This window comes from Ruegeria sp. AD9, assembly GCF_056542305.1.
Genome location: NZ_JBQFZP010000006.1, coordinates 86,637 through 110,898, shown reverse-complemented (window position 1 = coordinate 110,898; position 24,262 = coordinate 86,637). Strand labels below are relative to the sequence as shown.

22 protein-coding genes are annotated in these 24,262 nt (G+C 59.1%); 10 read left to right on the top strand and 12 right to left on the bottom strand.

Features of this window, described 5'->3' with window-relative positions; genetic code table 11:
- Positions 1-11: 11 nt before the first annotated feature.
- Entirely contained in the window at positions 12-698 is a 687-nt protein-coding gene (locus tag ACR0AM_RS10945; protein WP_480585624.1) for a rhomboid family intramembrane serine protease, read from the top strand.
- Here the strand turns inward: ACR0AM_RS10945 and murJ are convergent, their stop codons facing one another.
- From murJ to ACR0AM_RS10930, 3 genes are read right to left on the bottom strand one after another with little or no spacing between them, the layout of a single operon-like run.
- Positions 699-2,240, bottom strand: coding sequence for a murein biosynthesis integral membrane protein MurJ (gene murJ, locus ACR0AM_RS10940; RefSeq protein ID WP_480622905.1), 1,542 nt, complete (start codon positions 2,238-2,240; stop codon positions 699-701). It lies immediately after the preceding gene.
- Positions 2,237-5,056 carry a [protein-PII] uridylyltransferase gene (locus tag ACR0AM_RS10935; protein WP_480622904.1) on the bottom strand — a complete coding sequence of 940 codons (2,820 nt, stop codon included), beginning with the start codon at positions 5,054-5,056 and terminating at the stop codon, positions 2,237-2,239. The genes murJ and ACR0AM_RS10935 overlap by 4 nt, the downstream gene beginning before the upstream one ends.
- The gene (locus ACR0AM_RS10930) at positions 5,016-6,188 is read right to left on the bottom strand and encodes a penicillin-binding protein activator (RefSeq protein WP_480622903.1); all 1,173 of its coding nucleotides are present in this window, start codon (positions 6,186-6,188) and stop codon (positions 5,016-5,018) included. Before ACR0AM_RS10930 ends, ACR0AM_RS10935 begins: the two co-directional genes overlap by 41 nt.
- Before the next feature lie 88 nt (positions 6,189-6,276).
- Here ACR0AM_RS10930 and rsmI point away from each other — a divergent pair, with 88 nt between their 5' ends.
- From rsmI to gshB, 3 genes are all read left to right on the top strand, one after another.
- A complete protein-coding gene (gene rsmI / locus ACR0AM_RS10925) occupies positions 6,277-7,134 on the top strand; it encodes a 16S rRNA (cytidine(1402)-2'-O)-methyltransferase (RefSeq protein WP_480622902.1) in 858 nt (285 codons plus the stop codon).
- Between the two features lies 1 nt (position 7,135).
- Entirely contained in the window at positions 7,136-7,507 is a 372-nt protein-coding gene (locus ACR0AM_RS10920) for a YraN family protein (RefSeq protein ID WP_480494278.1), read from the top strand.
- 61 nt (positions 7,508-7,568) lie between these two features.
- Complete coding sequence (gshB, locus tag ACR0AM_RS10915) at positions 7,569-8,501, top strand: glutathione synthase (RefSeq protein WP_480518495.1); 933 nt, start codon at positions 7,569-7,571, stop codon at positions 8,499-8,501.
- Here the strand turns inward: gshB and ACR0AM_RS10910 are convergent.
- Genes ACR0AM_RS10910 through cobU form a run of 4 tightly spaced genes read right to left on the bottom strand, consistent with a single transcriptional unit; the run spans position 8,498 to position 12,098 of the window.
- The gene (locus ACR0AM_RS10910; RefSeq protein WP_480622901.1) at positions 8,498-10,012 is read right to left on the bottom strand and encodes a YifB family Mg chelatase-like AAA ATPase; all 1,515 of its coding nucleotides are present in this window, start codon (positions 10,010-10,012) and stop codon (positions 8,498-8,500) included. The two genes, gshB and ACR0AM_RS10910, sit on opposite strands and share 4 nt — an antisense overlap.
- 46 nt (positions 10,013-10,058) lie before the next feature.
- Positions 10,059-10,943, bottom strand: coding sequence for a glutathione S-transferase (locus ACR0AM_RS10905; RefSeq protein ID WP_480622900.1), 885 nt, complete (start codon positions 10,941-10,943; stop codon positions 10,059-10,061).
- Positions 10,944-11,001: 58 nt separating this feature from the next.
- Positions 11,002-11,580: a histidine phosphatase family protein gene (locus ACR0AM_RS10900; RefSeq protein ID WP_480475170.1), complete on the bottom strand. Its 579-nt coding sequence runs from the start codon at positions 11,578-11,580 to the stop codon at positions 11,002-11,004.
- A complete protein-coding gene (gene cobU / locus ACR0AM_RS10895) occupies positions 11,577-12,098 on the bottom strand; it encodes a bifunctional adenosylcobinamide kinase/adenosylcobinamide-phosphate guanylyltransferase (RefSeq protein ID WP_480622899.1) in 522 nt (173 codons plus the stop codon). The genes ACR0AM_RS10900 and cobU overlap by 4 nt, the downstream gene beginning before the upstream one ends.
- A 100-nt stretch (positions 12,099-12,198) precedes the next feature.
- Here cobU and ACR0AM_RS10890 point away from each other — a divergent pair, with 100 nt between their 5' ends.
- The 6 genes from ACR0AM_RS10890 to ACR0AM_RS10865 all read left to right on the top strand — a co-directional run bounded on the left by ACR0AM_RS10890 (position 12,199) and on the right by ACR0AM_RS10865 (position 18,769).
- A complete protein-coding gene (locus ACR0AM_RS10890) occupies positions 12,199-13,077 on the top strand; it encodes an RNA polymerase factor sigma-32 (protein WP_480475174.1) in 879 nt (292 codons plus the stop codon).
- Positions 13,074-13,898, top strand: coding sequence for a ChaN family lipoprotein (locus ACR0AM_RS10885; RefSeq protein WP_480518503.1), 825 nt, complete (start codon positions 13,074-13,076; stop codon positions 13,896-13,898). Before ACR0AM_RS10890 ends, ACR0AM_RS10885 begins: the two co-directional genes overlap by 4 nt.
- Before the next feature lie 63 nt (positions 13,899-13,961).
- On the top strand, positions 13,962-15,158 hold the full coding sequence (coaBC, locus tag ACR0AM_RS10880) for a bifunctional phosphopantothenoylcysteine decarboxylase/phosphopantothenate--cysteine ligase CoaBC (RefSeq protein ID WP_480622898.1): 1,197 nt from the start codon (positions 13,962-13,964) through the stop codon (positions 15,156-15,158).
- 15 nt (positions 15,159-15,173) lie between these two features.
- Complete coding sequence (gene dut / locus ACR0AM_RS10875; protein WP_480622897.1) at positions 15,174-15,629, top strand: dUTP diphosphatase; 456 nt, start codon at positions 15,174-15,176, stop codon at positions 15,627-15,629.
- Positions 15,629-16,678 carry a HesA/MoeB/ThiF family protein gene (locus ACR0AM_RS10870; RefSeq protein WP_480622896.1) on the top strand — a complete coding sequence of 350 codons (1,050 nt, stop codon included), beginning with the start codon at positions 15,629-15,631 and terminating at the stop codon, positions 16,676-16,678. The genes dut and ACR0AM_RS10870 overlap by 1 nt, the downstream gene beginning before the upstream one ends.
- A gap of 75 nt (positions 16,679-16,753) precedes the next feature.
- Positions 16,754-18,769, top strand: coding sequence for a M3 family metallopeptidase (locus ACR0AM_RS10865; protein ID WP_480622895.1), 2,016 nt, complete (start codon positions 16,754-16,756; stop codon positions 18,767-18,769).
- Between the two features lie 2 nt (positions 18,770-18,771).
- Here ACR0AM_RS10865 and ACR0AM_RS10860 read toward each other — a convergent pair whose 3' ends face one another.
- The 5 genes from ACR0AM_RS10860 to mreC are packed head-to-tail and all read right to left on the bottom strand — an operon-like array spanning position 18,772 to position 24,233.
- Positions 18,772-19,704, bottom strand: coding sequence for a 2-hydroxyacid dehydrogenase (locus ACR0AM_RS10860; protein WP_480622894.1), 933 nt, complete (start codon positions 19,702-19,704; stop codon positions 18,772-18,774).
- Positions 19,705-19,719: 15 nt separating this feature from the next.
- Positions 19,720-20,859: a rod shape-determining protein RodA gene (gene rodA, locus ACR0AM_RS10855; RefSeq protein WP_480475188.1), complete on the bottom strand. Its 1,140-nt coding sequence runs from the start codon at positions 20,857-20,859 to the stop codon at positions 19,720-19,722.
- A complete protein-coding gene (gene mrdA, locus ACR0AM_RS10850; RefSeq protein ID WP_480622893.1) occupies positions 20,856-22,805 on the bottom strand; it encodes a penicillin-binding protein 2 in 1,950 nt (649 codons plus the stop codon). Before mrdA ends, rodA begins: the two co-directional genes overlap by 4 nt.
- Positions 22,802-23,338, bottom strand: a complete 537-nt coding sequence (locus ACR0AM_RS10845) for a rod shape-determining protein MreD (RefSeq protein ID WP_480622892.1) — start codon at positions 23,336-23,338, stop codon at positions 22,802-22,804. The genes mrdA and ACR0AM_RS10845 overlap by 4 nt, the downstream gene beginning before the upstream one ends.
- Positions 23,331-24,233, bottom strand: coding sequence for a rod shape-determining protein MreC (gene mreC, locus ACR0AM_RS10840; protein ID WP_480475194.1), 903 nt, complete (start codon positions 24,231-24,233; stop codon positions 23,331-23,333). The genes ACR0AM_RS10845 and mreC overlap by 8 nt, the downstream gene beginning before the upstream one ends.
- Between the last annotated feature and the right edge of the window lie 29 nt (positions 24,234-24,262).

Genomic DNA, 24,262 nt, shown 5'->3' with positions numbered 1-24,262 from the left:
AGGCCAGCCCAATGAGCAGTGAACATTACACACCGCCTGTGAACCCCCTGCCACCTGCCGTGGTGGCGCTGGTTCTGTTCATCATCGGGATAGAAATTGCCTTCACGCTGGGATCACGCGGGCTGGTTGGAGGACCAGCAGCGGTGGGCTGGCGGCTGGATGCGATCCAGCATTATGCGTTCTCGGCGGATATTTTCGACTGGATGGTACTGAACGGGCGCTGGCCATTCGAACATGTCATCCGCTTCGTGACCTACCCCTTTGTGTCCGCAAATTTCACGCAGGCGATTTTCGTCTGTGTTTTCGTGCTGGCGATGGGCAAAATGGTTGGCGAAGTGTTCGGCGGTTTCCCGATGCTGCTGATTTTTGTTGTGTCGGGCATTGGCGGCGCGTTGGCTTATGCCGTGTTACTGGACCCACGCTATCCGCTGATCGGAGGGTTCCCGCCGGTGTATGGCCTGATCGGCGCATTCACGTGGCTGTTGTGGCGCAAACTGTCACTTGTAGGTGCAAACCAAGCACGGGCATTTCAATTGATTGCAGTCCTTATGGGCATACAGTTTCTTTTCGGCCTGATCTTTGGTGGCAACTGGGAATGGGTTGCCGATCTGGGTGGGTTTGCCACCGGTTTTGGCTTGTCTTTTCTTGTTGCACCGGGCGCGTGGTCCCGGATCGTCGGACGCATTCGCCGGGATTGATCAGGACCGGCGCAGAGTGTGTTTGAACTCCGACAGTTTGAAGGCGCCGAAGATATGACCCAGAAGGAAATATGAGACGGCAGCGACCATGATCAGGATCAGCAGTGCCAGATAACGCCAGCCGGAAACTTCCAGCGCCCACCCGAACAGGTAGAGCGCGGCGTATAAGATCGCGCCCATCCCAAGCGAAGCGGCCACAATCCTGCTCGCGCGCTTTTTGAACCGGTCATCGAAGCGTGCCTCTTCACCCATACGTCGTGAGCCCAAGGCCAGTAGCACAACCATCGCCCACCCGGCAGTCGATGCAGCAATTGCCGGTGCGATCCAGCCCACCAGTGGAAACAGACCAAACGCCAGAGCTGCGTTCACGATCATCGCAACAACCGCGTAGTGAAACGGGGAACGTGTATCCTCGCGCGCAAAAAACAGCGGTTGCAGCGATTTTTGCAACATGAAAGCCGGAAGCCCGACTCCGTAGATGGCAACCGCAAGCGTCGTGGCGGCCGTATCCTCGGGGCCGAACTGACCACGTTCGAACAGCACCGACACGAGGGGGGTTGGCATAACCACGAGGGCGACAGTCGAAGGCAGCGTCAGCAGCAGTGTGAACTCACCGGCCCGGGAAAAGGCATTGCGTGCGCCTTCTTTGTCATTCGCACGCAAACGGCGGGACAGGTCCGGCAACAAGACTATGCCGACAGCAATGCCTACAACACCCAAAGGCAACTGGTAGAGCCTGTCTGCGGCAAAAAGCCAGCTGACGGCATTTTCGGTTTTCGATGCAACCAATTGCCCGACAACCAAATTGACCTGCGTGACCCCCATCGCCAGCGCGGCCGGGACTGCGATACGTACCATCCGTCGCATTTCGGGCGTCAGACGCGGCATGCAGGGGCGGATGTGGATGCCGGCGCGTTCGGTAGCAACCCAGACCAGCGCCAGTTGCGCGACACCGGCCACCGGAATGACCGGGATCAACCACCGGATCACTTCGCCGCCGGACATGGCACCGGCGATCAGGGCGGTGCAGGCGAAAATGTTCAGCAGAACAGGTGCAGCTGCCGCTGCCGCAAACCGCCCGGTTGCATTCAGAACACCAGAAAACAAGGCAGCCAGAGACATGAACAGGATGTATGGAAACACAACATATCCATAATCCACCGCCAGATCGAACCGTTCATCGCCGTAAAACCCTTCGGCGGTAAGCCACACCAGACCGGGCATGAAAACCATGGCCAGCCCGACCAGCGCCAGAACAGCCACGGCCAGAAGATTGAACGCGTCCTGCGCAAAACCCTGAGGGTCTTCGTCGGCTTCCAGTCGTTTGGAGAACATCGGCACAAAGGCCGCGTTAAATGCCCCCTCGGCGAAAAAGCGGCGGAACATGTTGGGCAGGCGAAAGGCAGCAACAAAGGCATCCATCACTGGGCCCGGTCCGATATAGGCCGTCAACAGTATTTCCCGCAGAAACCCCAGAATTCGGCTGGCGAGCGTCCAGAAGCCGACCGTGAACAGGCCAGAGAACAACCGTATTTGCTTCATGAGGCCGCACGCTCGGCGCCTTCGGTGATTGCCGTGCGCAGCTTCGCCTCAAGTCCGCGCTGCTTGCTTTCCGAGTAATACTTCAAGCCAAACATATCCTTGACGTAGAACGTATCGACCACCTGTTCGCCATAGGTCGCGATCACGGCATTGGCGATATACACGTTCGCCGCGGCCAGGGTCCGGGTCAGATCAAACAGCAGGCCTGGGCGGTCGCGTGTGTCCACCTCGATGATTGTGTAGATTTCAGAGCCCTCATTGTCGAACGTGATATGAGTTGGCACGTTGAAAGCGCGTTCGCGTTTCTTGATCTTGTCACGAGACTTCAGTGCTTCCTTGGCGACGACTTCGCCGCGCAGGGTCTTGTGAATCATCTGCGTCAGGCGTGGAAGGCGCGATGCCTCGAACGGGTGCCCTTCGGCGTCCTGAATCCAGAACGCGTCCGTCACGTAGCCGTCTTTGGTGGTATAGCTGCGTGCATCCACGACATTCGCGCCGACCAGAGCCAGTGCCCCGGCGATGCGGGCAAAAATACCGGGGTGATCTCCCATGGCGAAACAGGCCCGCGTCGCATCACGGTCTTCATCAGGTTGCAGGCGAATTTCCATCGCGCCGGGATCGCCGCTTTGTTCCAGCGCGTACAGCATCTCGGCAAACTCGATATGCGTCGCAAGGTTCAGGCCCTGCCAATACGGGGCGTAGTGACGCCCAGTCTCGACCTTGAGGTCAGCTTTGGACCAGTTGTCCAAGGCGCGGCGTAGCGCTGTTTTGGCCTCGGCCCCCCGGTTCGCCCGGTTCAGATCTTCCATACCGGTTTCCAGTGCACGCTTTGTTTCAGCATGCAGGGCGCGCAGCAAGGTGGCCTTCCAGTTGTTCCAGGTGGTCGGGCCAACACCGCGAATGTCACAAACCGTCAAAACCGTCAGCAGATCCAGCCGTTTGGTTGTCTGAACGGCCTTGGCAAAATCGCGCACCGTCCGAGGGTCGGAGATATCGCGTTTTTGCGCCATGTCGGACATCAGCAAATGATAGCGCACCAGCCATTCAACGGTTTCGGAATCCGATTTGTTCAGGCCGAGCCGAGGCGCCACCTTGCGCGCGATCTGTGCCCCAAGGATCGAGTGATCTTCGGGGCGACCTTTCGCAATGTCATGCAGAAGAAGCGCGACGTACAGCACCTTTCGGTTCACCCCGCCTTTCAGAATCGATGACGCCAGAGGCAGGGATTCGACCAGCTCTCCGCGTTCGATCTGGGCAAGATTGACGATGCATTGGATCGTATGCTCGTCCACCGTATAGCTGTGATACATGTTGAACTGCATCATCGCCACGATATGCTCGAACTCGGGCAGGAAAGCGGACAGCACGCCCAGCTCGTTCATCCGTCGCAATGCGCGTTCCGGGTTGCCGTGTTTCAACATCAGATCCAGGAAAATGCGCTGGGCTTCCTTGTCGCCGCGCATCTCGTCATCGATCAGATGCAGGTTCGCGCTCACCAGCCGCATGGCATCGGGATGGATCAGCATACCTGTCCGCAAACCTTCTTCGAACAGGCGCAGCAGGTTCACTTTGTCGGATAGAAATTTTTCAGGTTCCACCAGATCCAGACGGCCGTGAACCACCTTGTACCCCGCCTTGACCCGTCGACGCCTGCGGAAAATGCGTTCCAGCAACGGCGCACCTTTCATGTGCAGCGATTCGAGTTTGGTCAGGAAGATGCGCGTCAACTCACCCACGCGGGTGGCTTCGCGGAAATACCGCTGCATGAACACTTCGACCGCGCGACGCCCGGCGCGGTCCTCGTACCCCATGCGCGCGGCAACCTCGACCTGCATGTCAAAGGTAAGCTGCTCGGTCGCACGACCGGTGACAAGATGCAGGTGCGAACGCACAGCCCAAAGGAATTCTTCGGCCTGAACAAAGGTCTTGAACTCTTCGGGTGTGAACAAGCCCAAAGGCACCAGTTCGGCCACGTCCTGAACGCCATAGACATATTTCGCGATCCAGTAGAGGGATTGCAAATCGCGTAGGCCGCCTTTGCCTTCCTTCACGTTGGGTTCGACCATGTAACGCTCGCCTTGTTTGTGGTGGCGTTCATCACGTTCGTGCAACTTTGCTTCGATGAACTCGCGTTCAGTTCCCTTGAACAGTTCGTCTTTCAGCCTTCGGTCCAACCCGTCCGCCAGCGCCTTGTCACCGGCCAGATAGCGTTGCTCCAACATCGCTGTGCGGATCGTGAAATCCTCGGCGCCTAGCCGCAGACAATCCTTGATCGTGCGTGAGGAATGCCCGACCTTCAGCCGCAAATCCCAAAGGATATAAAGCATCGACTCGATAACGCTCTCGGCCCATGCGGTGATCTTGTAGGGGGTGAGAAACAGCAGATCGACGTCGGAAAACGGCGCCATTTCCCCGCGCCCATAACCGCCAACAGCCAGAACGGCGATCTTTTCACCTTGGGTGGGCGTTGCAAGCGGATGCAGGCCTGTGCTTGAGACCAGCATCGCCGTCCCAACCAGTTGATCCGTCAGGTAAGTGTATGAGCGCGTGAGTGCCCGCGCGTCGAAAGGACGTTCGCCAAATGCCTCTGCAATGACCGCGCGGCCAGACTTTTGAGCCTCGCGCAGAATGCGCACCGTCTCGGACCGCATTTTGGTGTTGTCCGGGCAGGCCTCAAAGGCCTGAGCCAGTGCATCATTGACGGCAGTGCTGTCGAAGATGTCCCCGGCAGGGCAGATCAACGCGCTTTCGGGCACGTTGATCGCGCCAGTCAGATCAGAAACCGGCGCCAGAGAAGCTTTGTGGGGCAGGGTCAATCACAACCACCTGTTTGTTCTGGATCGTGGCAACTGCCAGACCGCGTTCGTTGGTGCCGTCCGGGCGCAGGCGGAAGATGCCGCCAACGCCCTGGAAACCGGCGTTCTGTGTCAGGGCCGAAGCGGTCAGGGCGTCTGATTTGCCCTGGCTGACCAAGGCACCAATTGCGGCGATACCGTCATAGGCCAGACCGCTGATTGGGTGCGGTGCTTCGCCGTAAGTTGCGTTGTAACGCTGACGGTAGGCTTGTGCCTTGGACGGGTCAGGTAATGCAAACCACCCCCCTTGAACCCCCGGAAGCTCCAGAGTTTGAGGAGGGATATCCCAACGTGTCAGGCCAATGTATTGCGTGGTTGCCGGAGAAACACCGGCCTCTGGCAGCAATTGCGAGAACAGCGGCAATGCCCCCGCCGTGGTCGCCGTCAGGAAGATCGAATCCGCGCCTGTCGAATCAACAGTGGCCTTGATCGTGGGAACCGCATTGATGACGCCCTGTTGCGACCGGTCGTATGCGACGGTCCCTGCATTGTTGACCCGGCTGTTCGCTATGGCATTGGCGATTGCGGACTGGCCCAGCTGTCCTGCAGCGTCGTTGCTGTGCACGACCACCGTGTTAACCTTGCCCTGACTGCCCGCATAATTCACCAGCCGGTTGGCCGTGTTGTCAAAGGTCGGGCCCAATACAAAGACGTTGCCGCCTGCAATGCTGGCGTTGTTTGAAAACGAAAGAACGTTGACGTTCTTGCTCAGCACGGCCAACCCGGCAGCATTTGCTGCCTGGGCATATACCGGACCAATGATGATTTTTGCCCCGTCCGCGACAGCCTGCTGTGCAACGGCTGTCGCCGTGTTCGGGTTTCCGGCTGTGTCATAAACGCGTAAGTCGATCTGGACATTCGGCAAATCCGACATCGCAAGCCGCGCGGCATTCTCAAGGCTTTGCGCCAGCGCTGCATCACCAGATTGCGCAGATCCTCTGGGAACCAGCAAGGCGACAGGAACCGGCTTTGAGGTATTGATCGAGGGGCCTTCGCCAAGACCACCCGGTTCACAGGCAGCAAGAAACGCTGCGGTCGTCAGGGCAGCGGCGACTTTCGCCAGCTTGCTTACGGGCTTGCAAACGGTAAACATCTAAATGAAAACTCCCTGATCCGACGGCTGCGAATGCTTCTGTTCTGTTGAGCCGCGATAATAAACGTCACGCTGTGAGGGTCCAGCTTTGAATTTCCAAAAGATCAAGTTGGCTGCGGGCCTGTATTTTGTTGCCACTCCGATTGGAACAGCACGCGACATTACGCTCAGAGCCCTGGATGTTTTGGCCTCAGCCGATGTGATTGCGGCAGAAGACACCCGCAGTTTACGTCGCTTGATGGAAATACATGGCATCCCGTTGGAAGGCCGACGAATCCAAGCTTATCACGACCACAGCGGCGCTGGCGCACGCGGCAAGATCATGGAGGCGCTGGCGCAGGGGCAATCGGTGGCCTACGCGTCCGAAGCTGGAATGCCGCTGATTGCCGATCCGGGCTATGATCTGGGCAAGCAGGCCGCAGAAGCCGGGTATACCGTGACCTGTGCCCCCGGCGCGTCTGCCGTTGTAACGGCCCTGACGTTGGCGGGGCTTCCCACCGACGCCTTCTTTTTTGCAGGCTTCCTTCCCAACGCATCCAAAGCACGCCGCACCCGTATCGAGGCGTTGAAGGACATCCCCGGCACATTGGTGTTCTACGAATCTCCGAAACGCGTTGCCGCCTGTCTGTCGGACCTAGCTGAATGCCTGGGGCCTGAACGGCAGGCTGTGCTTTGTCGAGAGCTGACGAAAAAGTTTGAAGAGGTCCGCCGCGGCAGCCTGTCCGAACTGGCAGCAGAGTATCGGGACAAGACCGTCAAAGGCGAGATCGTCCTGTTGGTGGACCGCAGTCATTCGCAAAGTGTTAACGAATCCGACCTAGAAGAAGCTTTGAAACGGGCTTTGGAAAATCACTCAGTTCGGGATGCAGCGGATCTTGTATCGGAAATGTACGACCTGCCGCGCCGACCGATTTACCAGAAAGCTCTGAAATTGGGCAAGGGATGACATGGGGCGGCGTGAACGACAGGGTTCGATCTCATACCACGCTGGACAGGCCGCAGAGTCACAGGTCGCCGCAGATTACGAACGTCGGGGTTTTGCCATAGCGCATCGCCGCTGGCGGGGCGCTGGCGGAGAGATCGACTTGATTGCGCGCGACGGCGACGGGCTTGTGTTCATCGAAGTTAAGAAAAGCACCAGCTTTGAAAAGGCCGCTGCCCGGATCAGCCGCAGGCAGATCGAACGAATCTACGCCTCTGCCGCGCAGTTCTTGGAAAACGAGCCGACCGGGCAACTGACAAACGTGCGCTTTGACGCGGCACTTGTGGATGGCTCTGGCGCGGTTCACATCATCGAAAACGCCTTTGGTTTTGGCTAAGCCCCATTGAACCCACAGGCGTGCTGGTCCATGTATCTGGCGGGAAACTGAGGGACATGCCATGAAAATCGCCTTTCAAATGGACCCGATCGGGGCCGTGGATATCAACGCCGACAGTTCGTTCCGTCTGGCGGAAGAGGCGCAGGCGCGCGGGCATTCATTGTTTTTCTACGGTCCGGATCACTTGGCCTATCAGCAAGGTCGCATCACCGCGCGAGGTCACGACATGACCGTGCAAAGGGTTGCCGGAGATCCTGCGGTTCTGGGCCCCGAACGTGAGGTGGATCTGGCCGATTTCGATGTCGTCTGGCTGCGTCAGGACCCGCCTTTTGACATGCATTACATCACGTCCACGCATTTGCTGGATCGTCTCAAGGGGCAGACGCTTGTCGTCAACGATCCGTTCTGGGTGCGCAATTACCCGGAAAAGCTGCTGGTGCTGGATTTCCCCGAACTGACCCCGCCAACAACGATTGCGCGCGACTTGCAGACAATCAAGGCGTTCAAGGAAAAGCACGGCGATATCATCCTCAAACCGCTTTACGGGAACGGCGGCGCGGGTGTGTTCCGGCTTGATGCCAATGACCGCAACTTGACTTCCTTGCATGAGCTGTTCACCGGATTCTCGCGCGAACCTTTGATCGTGCAGAAATTCCTGCCGGATGTCAGCAATGGCGACAAACGGGTGATCCTGGTGGATGGCGAAGCGGTCGGCGCGATTAACCGTGTACCAGCCGAAGGCGAAACGCGGTCGAACATGCATGTTGGCGGACGTCCGGAAAAGATCGGCTTGTCCGAACGCGATCTTGAGATCTGCGCGGCGATTGGACCTTTGCTGAAGGAAAAGGGTCAGGTCTTTGTCGGAATTGACGTTATTGGCGACTATCTGACCGAGATTAACGTGACTTCACCGACTGGCATTCAAGAGCTGGAACGGTTTGATGGCGTAAATATTGCGGAAAAGATCTGGCAGGCCATCGAGGCCAGGCTTTAGGCCATAACCCGGGCAGAGATGCGAAAACTCAGTGCCTCGGCCACGTGTGGGCGGCGGATATCGGTCGCGCCGTCCAGATCGGCGATGGTGCGCGCCACCCTCAGGATTCTATGGAAGGCCCGAGCTGACAGGCCGAACCGATCCGCAGCTTTCAACAGCAGTTCTTTTCCTTCGGCATCGGGCGTGGCGATCTCTTCCAGTATTTTGCCTTCTGCGTCAGCGTTTTGTCGTAACTCCGGCGTGTCACGGAACCGGTCTGCCTGTATGGCACGCGCCCTTTCGACACGTGCTGCAACCGTCGACGAACTGTCGCCCGAAGGGGGCAGATCAAGGTCGGTAAAACCCACGGGCGGGACTTCGATCCGCAGATCGAACCTGTCCATCAAAGGGCCCGAGATTCGGTTCAGGTAATCTTCACCACACCCCGGTGCCCGCGAACAGGCACGGGACGGGTCGGTCAGATAGCCGCATTTGCAAGGGTTGGCGGCGGCCACCAGCATGAAACGACAAGGGTACTTCACATGGGCGTTCGCGCGCGCCACCATGACTTCGCCGGTTTCAATGGGTTGGCGCAGGGTTTCCAGAACCGTTCGTGGAAACTCAGGGAATTCATCCATGAACAACACACCATTGTGGGCCAATGAGATTTCGCCCGGTTTGGCCCCTTTCCCACCACCAACTATGGCCGCCATCGAGGCCGTGTGGTGCGGTTCGCGGAACGGGCGTGTGCGGTTTATTCCGCCTTCATCCAGCAACCCGCATAGCGATTGGATCATCGACGTTTCCAGGGCCTCCACGGCTGTAAGCGGCGGTAGAATTCCGGGAAGCCGCGCCGCCAGCATGGATTTGCCCGATCCCGGCGTGCCGATCATGATCAGATGGTGACGTCCGGCGGCGGCGATTTCCAGGGCGCGTTTGGCGCGCTCCTGCCCTTTCACATCGCGCAGGTCGCGATTGGACGGTGTCAGGTTCACTTCGCCGGGTTGTGCCGCTGGCAAAGGGGATTGGCCTGAGAAATGGCGCACGACCTCTCCAAGCGATCCGGCACCGATCACCTGAGTGGCATCGACCCAGGCCGCCTCGGCGCTGGAGGCGCGCGGACAAAGCAATGTGCGGTCTTCTGACGCGGCCGTCATCGCGGCGGGCAAAGCACCAACAACGGGCACCAGAGAACCGTCGAGTGACAACTCCCCCAATGCAACGGTGCTTTCCGCGGCATCGGCAGGGATGATGTCGAGCGCGGACAAAAGCGCGACCGCGATGGGCAGGTCGAAATGGCTGCCTTCTTTAGGAAGGTCGGCGGGGGACAGATTGATGGTGATCCGCTTGGACGGCAGCGCAATGGCCATAGCGTTCAGCGCGCTGCGGACGCGGTCACGCGCCTCGGACACGGCTTTGTCGGGCAGGCCCACGATGGAAAAGGCTGGCAGTCCGGGTGAGACTGCGCATTGCACCTCGACCGGGCGGGCATCAACGCCTTGAAAAGCAACGGTGTGGGCGCGGGCGACCATGGCAGTCCTGTTTTGGTTAACAGGACGTTGCTGCCACGGTTCTGGTTTAAGAGTCGTTAACGGCTGCGCGCATGACCGCGAATTTGGGCCATGCTTCGGGATCGGCCACGGTTTTGTTCCGGCAGAATGGGTTGCAGAACCCCCAACATTGTCCGTCTAGCTCCAGGAAATCGGTGACAGGCTTGCCGGAATACGGGCAGGCGGCGTTGATTGACGGACCACCTGAAACCGGCTTCGCAGCAGATACACCCCCGACCGGCCAAGGGCTGGACGGTAAATCCTGCGCGTATGGGAAGGTGCCGTACACAACGGTCAATCCCATGGCGCGCCACTGTCTGACTATGGGATCAGAGAGCAATTCCATGCAATAAGCCCGGTTCGCCTCTGACACCGGCAGCCCATATCCTATAATCCGCGCAGCAACGGGTGTGTAGAAGACGTCTGCCAGTGAATAGGCACCAAATAACGGGCCTTGGTCTGCCCCTGACACGCTCCGCGCATGTGCCCAGAGTGTTTCAATCCTCTCCAGGTCTGACAAAGTCGCCTCAGACGGCGTAAAGCCTTGCCACACGTTGCGCAGCTGCATGGCGCATTCTCCACGCAGGGCGCTGAAACCGGCTACCATTTCGGCGCATAGCCAGCGGGCTGTTGCCCGGGCTGCGGCATCCGAAGGCCACAACCCGGCATCGGGGTGGCGTTCGGCCAGGGTTTCGGCCATCGCCAGGCTTTCCCCCACAACCGTTCCATCCGGCATGCGCAGGGCAGGGACAAGGCGGGCAGGGGCCAGCGGTTCCATGTCTTGCGCCATGGTGCCGGAATAGAGGCCGATCATGTGGCTGCGATAGGGCAGGTTGAATTTCTCAAGCATCAACCAGCCGCGCATTGACCAGCTGGAGAAGAGGCGATCGCCGATATAAAGGTCATAAGTCATGCGCGGACGATGCCTCAGCTTTTCGGACCGGTAAATCAGTGATTTGTGTTGGACCTGTTCACGGAAGGTGATTGATCGATCCGACAGTCCACACCCCGCCGTTGACAGCAATATCCGTAACGGAAAGGTTGTCGATCCGATGCGCAAAGGTCCGCTGCCCGTCCAGACCAAGGGCGCGTTGTACTTGCGTTAGGATTACGCCGAAATGCGCGACGATCACCAGATCGCGGCCCGTATGCGCGGACATAAGCGCGTCGATCGCGGAATCGACCCGGTCGCGGACCTCATTCCAGCTTTCACCTTGCGGTGGGCGGACATCACCGGGGTTGTCCCAATAGGCAAAAGCCAGCTCGGGGTCTTCGGCTTCAATATCGGCAAACCCGCGAAGCTCCCACTGACCGAAATGGATTTCCCGCAGGTTCGGGTGATGTGGCAGACGGTGACGCTGGCCCTGAATGGCCGAAGCAGTGTCAATTGCACGCGACAGGTCGGACGAAATCACAAATGCATCGGGTGGCAAATGATCGTGCAGGCGCTTCAGCGCTGCTGTATCGCTCAGATCAGCAGGCAGATCGGACCAGCCAACCATCGTCTTTGCATGCGTAGGCCCATGGCGAACAAGATGCAGTCGCGTCACGGCAGCTGCCCTTTCAGGACCAACGGCAACCCGGCGGTCACTTGCACCACCAGATCAGCCTGTGCCGCAAGTGCGATGTTCAGCCGACCCTGCGCTTCGCGAAAGCGACGGGCAAGCGCGTTATCCGGAACAATACCGTGTCCGACTTCGTTCGACACGATCACAATCTGCGCTGAACAAGCGCGCAGGGCCTTTAACAGGTCAGTTTGGACTGCCCCCAGATCGGTTTCGGCCAGCAAATGATTGCTGAGCCATATGGTGGCGCAATCTACCAGACACACCTGATCCGAGGATAGGCTGGACAGCACCGGTCCCAGGTCAAGAGGCTCTTCAATCGTGGTCCACCCGCCGCCCCGCTGTTCCAGATGGCGATCAACCTTCTGCCGCATCTCGTCATCAAACACTTGTGATGTCGCTAGGTAAACTCGATTTTTCCCAGTGGAAACAACGAGGTTCTCGGCAAATGCCGACTTGCCCGAAGCAGCTCCACCCAGAATTAAGGTTAAATCTGACGTCACAGTACTTACCTAAAGATGATCCAATTGGTGCTGTTTTGCGTATCGGTCATAGGTCGGCATGGCAAGCCCGGCCAACGCCTGCAAAACAGGGGAGAGGTTTATGGCACTGGACAACGCGACAGATTTTTCGATGTCCCGGCAAGCGATGAAGGCCGAGTTGCTGGATGCGGAAACGGAACTGAAGCTGGCCTATGCCTGGCGTGACCAGCGTGACGAACAGGCACTGCACCGCCTGATCACAGCGTATATGCGGCTGGCAATTTCGATGGCGGCCAAGTTCAAACGCTATGGCGCGCCGATGAATGACCTTATCCAAGAGGCCGGTCTGGGATTGATGAAGGCCGCAGACAAGTTCGACCCTGATCGCGGCGTGCGGTTCTCGACTTATGCGGTGTGGTGGATCAAGGCGAGCATTCAGGACTATGTGATGCGGAACTGGTCCATGGTGCGAACGGGGTCCACCTCGGCGCAGAAATCGCTGTTTTTCAACATGCGTCGGGTTCAGGCCCGCCTTGAACGCGAGGCCGCGACCGAAGGTCTTGAATTGGATCGCCACCAGCTGCATCAGATGATTGCCACGGAAATCGGGGTTCCTCTGCGCGACGTTGAACTGATGGAAGGTCGGCTGTCAGGGTCAGATTTTTCTCTGAACGCGGTGCAATCCGCCGACGAAGACGGGCGTGAATGGATCGATGCGCTGGAAGATGAACGTGAACAGGCCGCCGAAGCAGTTGAACACACCCACGATACCAAACAATTGCGCCAATGGTTGCTGATCGCGATGAACGCACTGAATGACCGCGAGCGGTTCATTGTGCGCGAACGCAAACTGCGCGAGCCTGCGCGGACATTGGAAAGTCTCGGCGTCGAGTTGGGTCTGTCCAAGGAACGCGTGCGACAGCTCGAGGCTGCGGCGTTCGCAAAAATGCGCAAGAACCTTGAAGCCCAGTCGAGCGAGGTGCAACACTTCATCGCATGAAACAGCTTGCGATTCTTGCCTGTGTTCTGGGCCTTACGGTTACAGCAGCGCGACCCGGACTGGCGGAAAATCTTATTTCTGATGATGTGGCTCTCGCGATGCGGGATGCTGATGTGGTCATTCTGGGAGAGGTTCACGACAATCCCCGCCACCACCTTATTCAAGCTGAAGCGATTATGAAAATCTCACCTTCGGCTGTTGTCTGGGAGATGGTTACCGAAGAAGGCGCGCAACGGCTGGCGCAAAAAGCGGTGTCCAACCCTGAAGAGTTGAGCCGCATTCTGCAATGGGCAGAAAGCGGTTGGCCACCTCTTAGGCTTTATTATCCGGTGTTCAAGGCCTCCGGTGCGCCGGTTTACGGGGCCATGGTGCCGCGTGCTGCCGCGCGGGCTGCGATGGAACGCGGAGCAGCCACCGCGTTGGGTGCAGATGCGGCGCGCTATGGTTTGACTGTACCGCTGACGCCTGAGGAGCAGGAGGCGCGCGAGGCGGATCAACTGGCCGCGCATTGCGATGCTCTCCCGCCCGAGATGTTACCCCAGATGGTTGCGATCCAGCGACTGCGCGATGCTGTGCTGGCTCGCGCCGTGATGCGCGCGATGGAAGAAACGGGCGGCCCGGTTGCCGTGATCACTGGGAACGGACATGCGCGCAAAGACCGAGGTATCCCGACATATCTTGAACGGCTTCAACCCGGATGGAAGGTGGTCTCGGTCGGACAGTCTGAGGACGATATTATCGATGGCGACTTTGATCTCGTAATCGATAGCCCCACAGTAGAGCGTGAAGACCCCTGTGTGGCGTTTCAGGTTCAGAATTAATCGCTGGAACAACCTGCTGGCCTTGCCTAATGTCGGGGCCGACCGGGACAGGAAGGGCTGAACATGCTGTCATCCAAACGCATTCTGCTGATCATTGGCGGCGGCATAGCGGCCTACAAATCGCTGGATCTGATCCGCAAGCTGCGTGAGCGTGGCGCAGCCGTGACGCCTGTGCTGACGCGTGCGGCAGAGGAATTTGTAACACCTCTGTCCGTGTCTGCTCTTGCCTCAGAAAAGGTCTATGGCGATCTGTTCGATCTGACCGCCGAGGCCGAGATGGGCCATATCCAGCTGTCACGCTCTGCCGATCTGATTGTTGTGGCCCCCGCAACCGCGGACCTGATGGGCAAGATGGCCGGGGGGTTGGCAAATGATCTGGCATCGACCCTTCTGATGGCGACGGACACGCCTGTTCTGTGTGCGCCCGCGATGAATGTACGCATGTGGGAACACCCGGCGACGCGACGCAACCTGAAGCAGCTTCAAGCGGATGGCGTGCGCTTTGTTGGCCCAAACGAAGGTGATATGGCCTGCGGTGAATATGGCCCCGGACGCATGTCGGAACCGCTGGAAATCGTCGCGGCGGTTGAGGCGCAGCTTGCGGCAGGACCCTTGGTGGGAAAGCGCGTGCTGGTAACATCGGGCCCGACGCATGAGCCGATTGATCCGGTTCGGTATATCGCGAACCGCTCTTCCGGGGCGCAGGGATCGGCCGTGGCACAGGCGCTTGCGGATTTGGGGGCCGAGGTGATCTTTGTCACGGGCCCTGCTGACGTACCGCCACCGGCGGGTGTGCAGGTCGTGCCGGTCGAGACCGCGCAACAGATGTCGGACGCGGTTGATGCGGCGCTGCCCGTCGACGCGGGCGTGTTTGCGGCGGCGGTGGCAGATTGGCGTGTGGCCAGTGCGTCGGACAAGAAACTGAAGAAAAGCCGCGACGGTCTGCCGGTTCTGGAATTTGCCGAGAACCCCGACATTCTCAGACGCGTCTCGCGGATGGAAAATGGGCGCCCACCTTTGGTTGTCGGCTTTGCAGCCGAGACCGATGGCGTGATCGAACATGCCACCGCCAAGCGACTGCGCAAAGGCTGTGACTGGATTGTTGCCAACGATGTCAGCCCTGCCACCGGGATCATGGGCGGGTCCGAGAATGCAGTTATCCTGATCTCGGACAGCGGAGCCGAAGAATGGCCGCGTATGGGCAAGGCCGAGGTTGCGCGGCGGTTGGCAAGCAGGATCGCAGACGCGTTGGCGGGCTGAAGGAAAGGCAAAACCATGGTTGCAATTCGAGTGATCCGCGAAGACGGGGCAGACCCCGCCGTGGCGCTTCCGTCCTACGAAACTGCGGGTGCTGCTGGCGCGGACGTGCGTGCCAATTTGCCCGAGGGGGCTTCGATTATGCTGGAGCCCGGACAGCGGGCGCTAGTGCCGACCGGTCTGCGCATTGAAATCCCGCAGGGATACGAGGTTCAGGTCCGTCCCCGCTCGGGCCTTGCACTGAAACACGGGATCACGCTGCTCAATACGCCGGGCACCATAGACAGTGATTATCGCGGACCTCTGGGGGTAATCGTGATGAATGCCGGTCAGGAACCGTTCGAGATTGCTCATGGCGATCGTATCGCGCAGCTGGTAGTTGCCCCTGTTGTGCAGGCGGCATTCGAACTGGCTGAGGCATTGGGTGAAACAGATCGCGGGGCTGGTGGTTTCGGCTCGACCGGGCGCGGCTGATGCTGCTGGTTCTTGTTCTGGCAGCGGGGCTATGGGGCGTCGGCTATATCGCGGGCGCGTCAAAAACCGCGCGCGTGGTGTCGGTGAGTGTGTTGTTGGTCGGGGTGATCCTGTCTCATCTGATCTTGCCGAATGGGCATCCCCTGCGCGAAGCAACCGGTGGGTCTGCGGCGCTGTGGCTGATCCTTGCGGGATTCGCGGCCATCGTTTTGCTATATGGCCGTGTGCTGAAGGCCCTTCGCAACCGTGCAGTAAAGGCCTCCAAACCGGAATCTACCTTGCCCTCTGACCGTTTCACTGAAACCGAGCTGAACCGGTATGCCCGCCACATCGTGCTGCGCGAATTGGGCGGGCCGGGTCAGAAAAAGTTGAAACAAGCCCGTGTTCTGGTGATCGGTGCGGGAGGTTTGGGCGCCCCGGCGCTGCAATACCTGGCGGCCGCAGGTGTGGGTACAATCGGGGTCATTGACGACGACATAGTCGAGAATGCGAACCTTCAGCGGCAGGTGATCCACCGCGATGCAGATATCGATATGCCCAAGGTCTTTTCCGCCCAGCAAGCGATGGAGGCGCAGAACCCGAATGTGCTGGTTCTGCCCTTTCATCGCAGATTGAGCGATGAAATCGCGGCAGATCTTTTTGCCGACTTCGATCTGATCCTTGACGGTACGGATAATTTTGAGACCCGCTATCTGGCCAACCGGACTGCCGCCGCGCTGGGCAAGCCACTGATTTCGGGGGCCTTGTCGCAATGGGAAGGGCAGCTCAGCGTGTTTGACCCAGCCAATGGCAGCCCGTGCTATCAGTGTATCTTTCCCGAAGCCCCGGCCCCCGGTCTGGCCCCGTCCTGCTCCGAGGCCGGTGTGATTGGCCCGTTGCCGGGCGTCGTCGGATCGATGATGGCGGTTGAGGCGATAAAGGTGATCACGGGCGCTGGCATGGCGCTGCGGGGTGAGATGCTGATCTACGACGCCCTATATGGTGAAAGCCGCAAGATCACACTGACCCGCCGTGCTGATTGCCCCATCTGCGGTACCGCAAGCGATTAACCTTTCTTAACGTGGGCTGGGGGTTCTGGAACACCCGGCCATGGCGAACTAGCTATAGGGTCAAAGGAGATCCGCATGACCAACCCGATCCTGTCCAACTGGACCACCCCATTCGAAATAGCCCCTTTCGCCGATATTTCGGATGATGATTTTGCCCCGGCTCTGGATCAGGCGATGACCGCGCATAACGCCCAGATCGATGCGATTGCAGCAAATGCAGAGGCCCCTACTTTCGCCAACACAGTCGAAGCCCTCGAGGCTGCGGGCGAGCAGCTGGACAAGGTTCTGTCGGTCTTCTTCACCGTTGCAGGCGCAGACAGCAACCCAAAGCGGGAAGAGTTGCAGCGCGCGTTTTCACCCAAGCTTTCGGCGCATTTCTCGGGGATTTCCTCGAACAAGGCGCTGTTTGAACGCGTTGCCGACCTTTGGGCACGGCGCGATGACCTGAACCTGACCGAGGAACAGGCACGCGTTCTGATGCTGACCCATCGAGGTTTTGTTCGTGCAGGTGCGGCGTTGGACGGGGAGGAAGACGCTCGTATGCAAGAAATCAAGTCGCGCCTCGCCTCGTTGGGGACATCCTTTACCCAGAACCTTCTTGCGGATGAGCGGGATTGGTTCATGGACCTGACCGAACAAGATCTGCAGGGCCTGCCGGATTTCGTTGTGAATGCGGCGCGCGCTGCTGGTGCGGAAAAGGGTGCGGGGGGGCCGGTTGTTACTCTGTCCCGGTCGCTGATCGTGCCGTTTCTTCAGTTTTCACCTCGTCGGGACCTGCGCGAAAAAGCATATCGCGCCTGGGCTGCCCGCGGGGCGAATGGCGGCGAGACCGACAATCGCGAGATCGCGGCTGAGATTCTGGGCTTGCGTGAGGAACGCGCCAAGCTGTTGGGCTATGACAGTTTCGCCGATTACAAGCTGGAAACCGAGATGGCGCGCACGCCGGACCGGGTGCGTGAGCTGTTGATGCAGGTGTGGGAACCTGCCAGGGCCCGCGCCGATGCGGACGCAGAAATCCTGACCCGGATGATGCAGGACGACGGCGTCAACGGCCCGCTGGAAGCATGGGACTGGCGCTATTATGCTGAAAAGCGACGTAAGGCGGAACATGATCTGGATGAGGCGGAACTGAAACCCTACCTACAACTTGACCGAATGATCGAGGCATCGTTTGCTTGCGCAAATCGCCTGTTCGGGCTGGAATTCAAGCCTTTGAACGTGCCGCTTTATCACCCTGATTGCCGCGCGTGGGAGGTTACACGCAACGGTCGGCACGTCGCCGTGTTCATCGGTGACTACTTTGCACGGGGGTCAAAGCGATCAGGTGCCTGGTGCAGCGCGATGCGGGCACAGGCCAGATTCCCGAATGAACAGGCACCGATTGTCATCAATGTCTGCAACTTCGCCAAGGGTGATCCGGCACTGCTGTCTTATGACGATGCACGCACCCTGTTCCACGAGTTTGGCCACGCCTTGCACCAGATGCTGTCCAACGTGACCTATGAAAGCATCTCGGGTACCTCGGTTGCGCGCGATTTTGTCGAACTGCCCAGCCAGCTTTATGAACACTGGCTGGAAGTGCCCGAAGTTCTGACTGAGTTTGCCACCCATGCCGAAACGGGCGAGCCGATGCCACAAGAGATGCTTGAAAAAGTGCTGAATGCCGCCAATTTCGACCAGGGGTTCCAGACGGTGGAATATGTCGCCTCGGCCCTTGTTGATCTGGCCTTCCACGATGGCGACGCCCCAGCAGACCCGATGGCAAAACAGGCCGAGGTTCTAGCCGGGTTGGGGATGCCACAAGCCATTGGAATGCGCCATGCCACGCCCCACTTTGCGCATGTATTCGCAGGCGATGGCTATAGCTCGGGCTATTACAGTTATATGTGGTCCGAGGTGATGGATGCTGACGCCTTTGCCGCCTTCGAAGAAGCAGGTGGCGCCTTCGATCCCGAACGGGCCAAAGCGCTGGAAGATAGTATCTTGTCCACCGGCGGTTCGCGCGAGGCGGAGGACCTGTATCTTGCGTTCCGGGGGCGATTGCCGGGCGTGGATGCCCTGTTAAAAGGCCGCGGTTTGATTGCGGCGTGACGTCAGTAGCCCAGCGTGCGGTCGACCAGGTGCACAAAGGGCTCACCGGCTTCGCCACGCCGGATGTTTTCGCAAATGACCTGTGCGGCAGTGACCGGGCGGGTCTCGGACGCTATGTGAGGGGTCACGGTGACATTCGGATGCGCCCAATAGGGGTGGTCGGCGGGCAAGGGCTCGACACGAAACACATCCAGCGTTGCGTGGCCCACCTGACCCGAGTTCAGGGCATTCAACAGCGCATCATCATCAATCAGCGGCCCGCGTCCCGGGTTGATGATCCGCGCACCTTTGGGCAGCAGGGCCAGCGTTTCCGCATTCAGCGCGTTTTCCGTGGCAGTAGTATCGGGCAGCAACAAGACTACGATTTCTGTGTGAGAAAGCGCCTGGCGCAACCCTTCGGCACCATGCAGGCATGTTACACCGGGAATGTCCCTGGCTGTACGGCTCCAGCCTGAGACCCGAAACTCAAGCGCTGTCAGCGCGCGGGCCACGGCTTCACCCAATGCTCCAAGCCCCAGAATACAAACGTTGCGCTCTTGCGCCAGCGGTGGGACGTCTGGGGTCCAGACACCGTCCTGTACCATGATGTGCCGGTCCATCCCCAGATGGTAGCGCAGCACGTGGCCAACCACCCACTCGATCATGCCCTGCGTCAGACCGTGATCCACCATCCGCGCCAGCGGAACGGTAAGTGTTTTGTTACCCACGATTTTTTCGACCCCGGCCCAAAGGCTCAACACCGCTTTCAGGCGCGTGAAAGGTCTGAAATCCTGTACCCCTCCGTTTGGGGCGTAAACAACGTAATCGACCTGATCCGGTTCGAACTCGGTTCCAAGCTGGACGTCCAGACCCGCCTCATCAAGATATTGTGTCAGCAGCGGCTCATACACCGGCCATAGGGCAGGGCGCGCGGAAAACAGGACGTTCACAGACATCATAGACCTTTCAGATCAACGGGGGCGGTGAATATGGGCGCTTTGGACGATGCCAAAGGCTGCCATTAGAACCAGCATGGCCGAGCCACCATAGCTGACCATCGGCAGTGGTACACCCACGACAGGGGCCATGCCCATCACCATCGACATGTTGACGGCAAAAAACAGGAAGAAGTTCAGCGCGATACCCAGCGTGACCAGAGATGAAAACCGGTCCTTGGTTGCCAGTGCCGTGACCATGCAGAAAACCAGAATCAAGGCATAAAGGGTCAACAGGGTCGTTCCCCCGACAAATCCGAACTCTTCGGCCAACGTCGTGAAAATGAAATCGGTGTGCTTTTCGGGCAGGAAGTTCAGGCGGGACTGCGTGCCCTGCATGAAACCACGCCCGTTCCAGCCGCCGGACCCCAAGGCAATCTTGGACTGTGTAATGTGGTAACCGGCCCCCAGGGGATCGGTGGACGGGTCCAGAAAGGTGTCGATGCGCCGAAACTGATAGTCCTTCAGCAATTGCCAGTCGGTCCCACGGCTGTTGAACACAGTGGCGATAAGGCCCACGACAGCAGCAATAACGGCGGCAAAATAGGCCCAGTGAACCCCCGCCAGAAACATCAACCCACCACCTGCGGCGAGAAGCAGGATAGATGTGCCAAGATCGGGCTGTTTCAGAACCAGCAAGGTAGGCAGGATGATCAGGACAACCGGGATAAGAACCCAAAGCGGACGGGATGTCTTATGCGAGGGAAGCCAGTCGTAGTAGGCCGCAAGCAACATGACCAGCGTGACTTTCATGACCTCCGAGGGTTGCAGGCGCATGAACCCAAGGTCGATCCAGCGCTGCGCACCCATTCCGATGGTGCCGAACAGTTCAACAAATACCAGCAAAGCCACCGAGCCGAGATAGGCCAGCACCGACATGTTGCGCCAGAACCAGATCGGAACCAGTGCGATGATGAACATCACTGCCAGGCCAAGCCCGAAACGTTCCATCTGCGGTTCGGCCCAGGGCGTCCACGAACCGCCCGCAACGGAATACAACATCAGAAAGCCCGCGCTGGCGGTGCTGATCAACAGCAACGTCAGCGGCCAGTTCATATACAGGAATTTGCGAAACCCCGACGGCGTGGATTTGACGGCATATTCAAGATAGCTCATGCACGGTCCTTTCCATCCGGTCGCGCCTTGGGGCGTTTTTCACCCTCCAGCCGTTTTTGCTGTTCTTTGATGTGTTCGCGGTCGGCGACGGGGTAGGCTTCAAGCGGCGGAGTGCCGTCATAAAGAGCTTGCAGCATGATGTCGCGTGCAATCGGGGCTGCGGCTGTGGACCCGCCGCCGCCATGCTCAACAACCACGGCTACGGCGTATTTCGGGTTATCAAACGGTGCAAAGCAAACGAACAGTGCGTGGTCGCGGCGTTCCCACGGCAGGTCCTCGTTGCGGATCACGCCTGCCGCTCGTTCGGCCTTGGTTATGTTTCGAACCTGGCTGGTTCCGGTTTTCCCTGCCATCCGGAACTCATCCGCGATGATGCGGCTTCGATATGCCGTGCCCCGCCTGTCATTCGAGACCGAGAACATGGCCTTGCGGACCTGTTCCAGATTGTAGGAACTGAGGCCCAGTGGTTCTCCGGCGCCCGAGGGTTGTTCAACACCGTCGATCGAGCGCACCAGGCGCGGCGTGACTGCACGACCGGTGGCGATGCGGGCGGTCATCACAGCCAGTTGCAGCGGCGAAGCCAGCATGAAGCCCTGACCGATGGACGCATTTGCCGTATCGCCCACAAGCCACTCCTGACCATACGCGCGCTGCTTCCATTCCTGATTGGGGGCCAGCCCATCTGCCACTGCAGACATCGGGATATCATGCTTGACCCCCAGTCCCAAAGTGCGGGCCATGTCAGAGATCTTGTCGATGCCAACCCGCAGAGCCACGTCATAGTAATAGACATCGCAGCTGCGTTTCAGCGAGAGGTTGAGGTCGACCGTCCCGTGCCCACCACGTTTCCAGCAATGGAAGCGACGACTGCCGACCTTCAGGTGCCCGGGGCAGTACACGGTGTTGCCGGGGGAGACTACGCCAGCTTCCAACGCGGCCAGCGCGGTGACCATCTTGAAGGTCGATCCCGGAGGATATGTGCCTTGCACGGACTTATTCGCCAGCGGACGATACTTGTCTTCTGTCAGTGCCCGGTAATCGGCGACCGAAATGCCGCGAACAAACAGGTTCGGATCAAAACTGGGTGCCGAGGCGACCGCGCGCAGGTCGCCGGTTTCGCAGTCTATGACAACTGCGGCCGCACTTTCGCCCGCCAGTCGCGCCTGTGCATATTGTTGCAGTTCAGCGTCGATGGACAGTTGCAGATCTGCCCCGGGTTGTCCTTCCTGCCGGTCAAGCTCGCGCATGACACGCCCCGTCGCGTTGACCTCGACCCGCTTTGCACCGGCTTTGCCGCGCAGTTCGATTTCCTGCTTTGCCTCAAGGCCGACCTTTCCAATCTGGAACCTTGGGATGCGCAATACCGGCTCAGGGTCTTCGATTTTGCTGAGGTCATAGTCGCTGACCGGGCCGACATAGCCGACGATATGGGCGAAATCCTCGTATCGTGGGTATTGCCGCGTCAGGCCGACCTCGGGCGTTACGCCCGGCAACGCCGGAGCATTGACCGCAACCTTCGAGATATCCTCCCACGTAACCTGATCCGCCAGCGTCACCGGCAGAAACGGGGCCGAGCGGCGCATTTCAGTCCTGGCGCGCTCGATCTCATCTTCGTTCAGAGGGATCAGTTCCGACAGTTTGGCGATGACTTTTTCCACGTCATCGGCATCCTCACGCACAATGACGATGCGATAGGAAGGTGAGTTCTGGCCGATGATCTGACCGTTCCGGTCATAGATACGCCCACGGGTCGGTGGGATAAGCCGGATGTTGATGCGGTTTTCTTCGGCCAACAGGCGATATTCGTCGGCCTGTTCTACCTGCATGAACCGCATTCGTGCCGCCAGACTGCCTATGAACACCGCCTGTAGACCACCCAGCAACAGCGCTCTGCGTGGCAGTCGCTTATAGGCAAGGCCCTGGGATTTGGATTTGCGCTGTTTCATGCCCGGCTTCCCACAGCGCTGACATCAGCAGCGGATATGCGGCGGACTCCCAACGCGCTTTGGCTAAGCAACACGACCAACGGGTAGACAGCGACCGTCAGCACAAGCTGAACCACGACCGGCCCCATTGCAGCCTGCTGTACGGACATCACCGATAGTACTAACCTGTTCATCAAGATGACCGCCGTGATCACAATGCCGACAGACATCCACTCCCCGGCAAATCCCGCATCCCTCATACCCAAAGCCGCTGACTGCAGATAGGCCGACCCGACTACGGTCAGCGCTGCCAATAGACCCGGTGGACGTTGTAGCAGAAAGTCGGCCATCAGCATGACAAGCGCGACCAAAACAGTCGGGACGTAATCGGGCCGCCGCAACACCCAGGCAAAAGTCAGGGCAATCAGGACGTCGGGAAAAGGCCAACGATCGGGTTGAGCGTCCAATGGCAACAGGTGCAGAAACAGCACAGCAAAAGCCAGCAAGGCATAAAGGCTGCGCATGGCCCAGATTTGCGAAGTCGGTCTATCCATCGCTGACCTCATCCGGGGTCAATGCCACCTCTGGGCGGGTGGGGCCTACGATACTGCCCGGATCCTGAATGGGCGGAGCCGAGTGAAACCGCAGAACCCTGAGAAACTCGAGCCTTTCGAAATCTGCCGACAGTCGGACCCGCAGGCGCCCCCCGGGGTCTGCCGCGATTTGACCGATCAGCAGGCCCGCAGGAAACACGCCGCCATCACCCGAAGTGATCACCCGGTCGCCGGGGCGAACCAACTCGCGGTTCTCAAGAAACTCCACCGCGGGCGCGGGGTTGTTGTCGCCTTTGATCAGAGCGGTCTGCCCAGAAGGTTGAATGGTTGCGGGAATGGCGCTGGTCGCGTCCGTCACAAGGATCACGCGTGCCGTGTCAGGGCCAACACCTGATATCCGTCCCACCAGGCCAATGCCGTCCATCGTGGCCCATCCATCTACGATCCCGTCACGCTCTCCGACATTCAGCAGAACGGATTGCCGGAATGGCGACCCGCTGTCTGCCATGACAACGCCGGTGATGTAGGTCAGACGAGGGTCAAGGCGGACATTGTTCAGATCTAGAAGTCGCGCGTTTTCCTGTTCAAGCTGCAAAGCAGCCTCTTTCCAGGCGCGCATTAGGCGCAGTTCGCTACGCAGTTCCCTGTTTTGCTCGGTCAGGCGCTGATAGCTTTGGAAGTCACGCACCAGATTGACGGCGGCAGTCACCGGGACCATGGCCCATTCCATCGATGGTACAACCGTATCCACGATTCGCGCGCGGAACCGTTCTACACGCGGGCTGTCGATCCGCCACAAAAGGAAGATACCAAGCAGGCACAGCACAACGATCCCCAGCAACAAGCGTCGCAGGGGGGGCGTGTACTCATCGCGCTGTGATCGGTCTTTTGCCACAGGTTACCTTCCCGTGCTGCTCGCGCCGA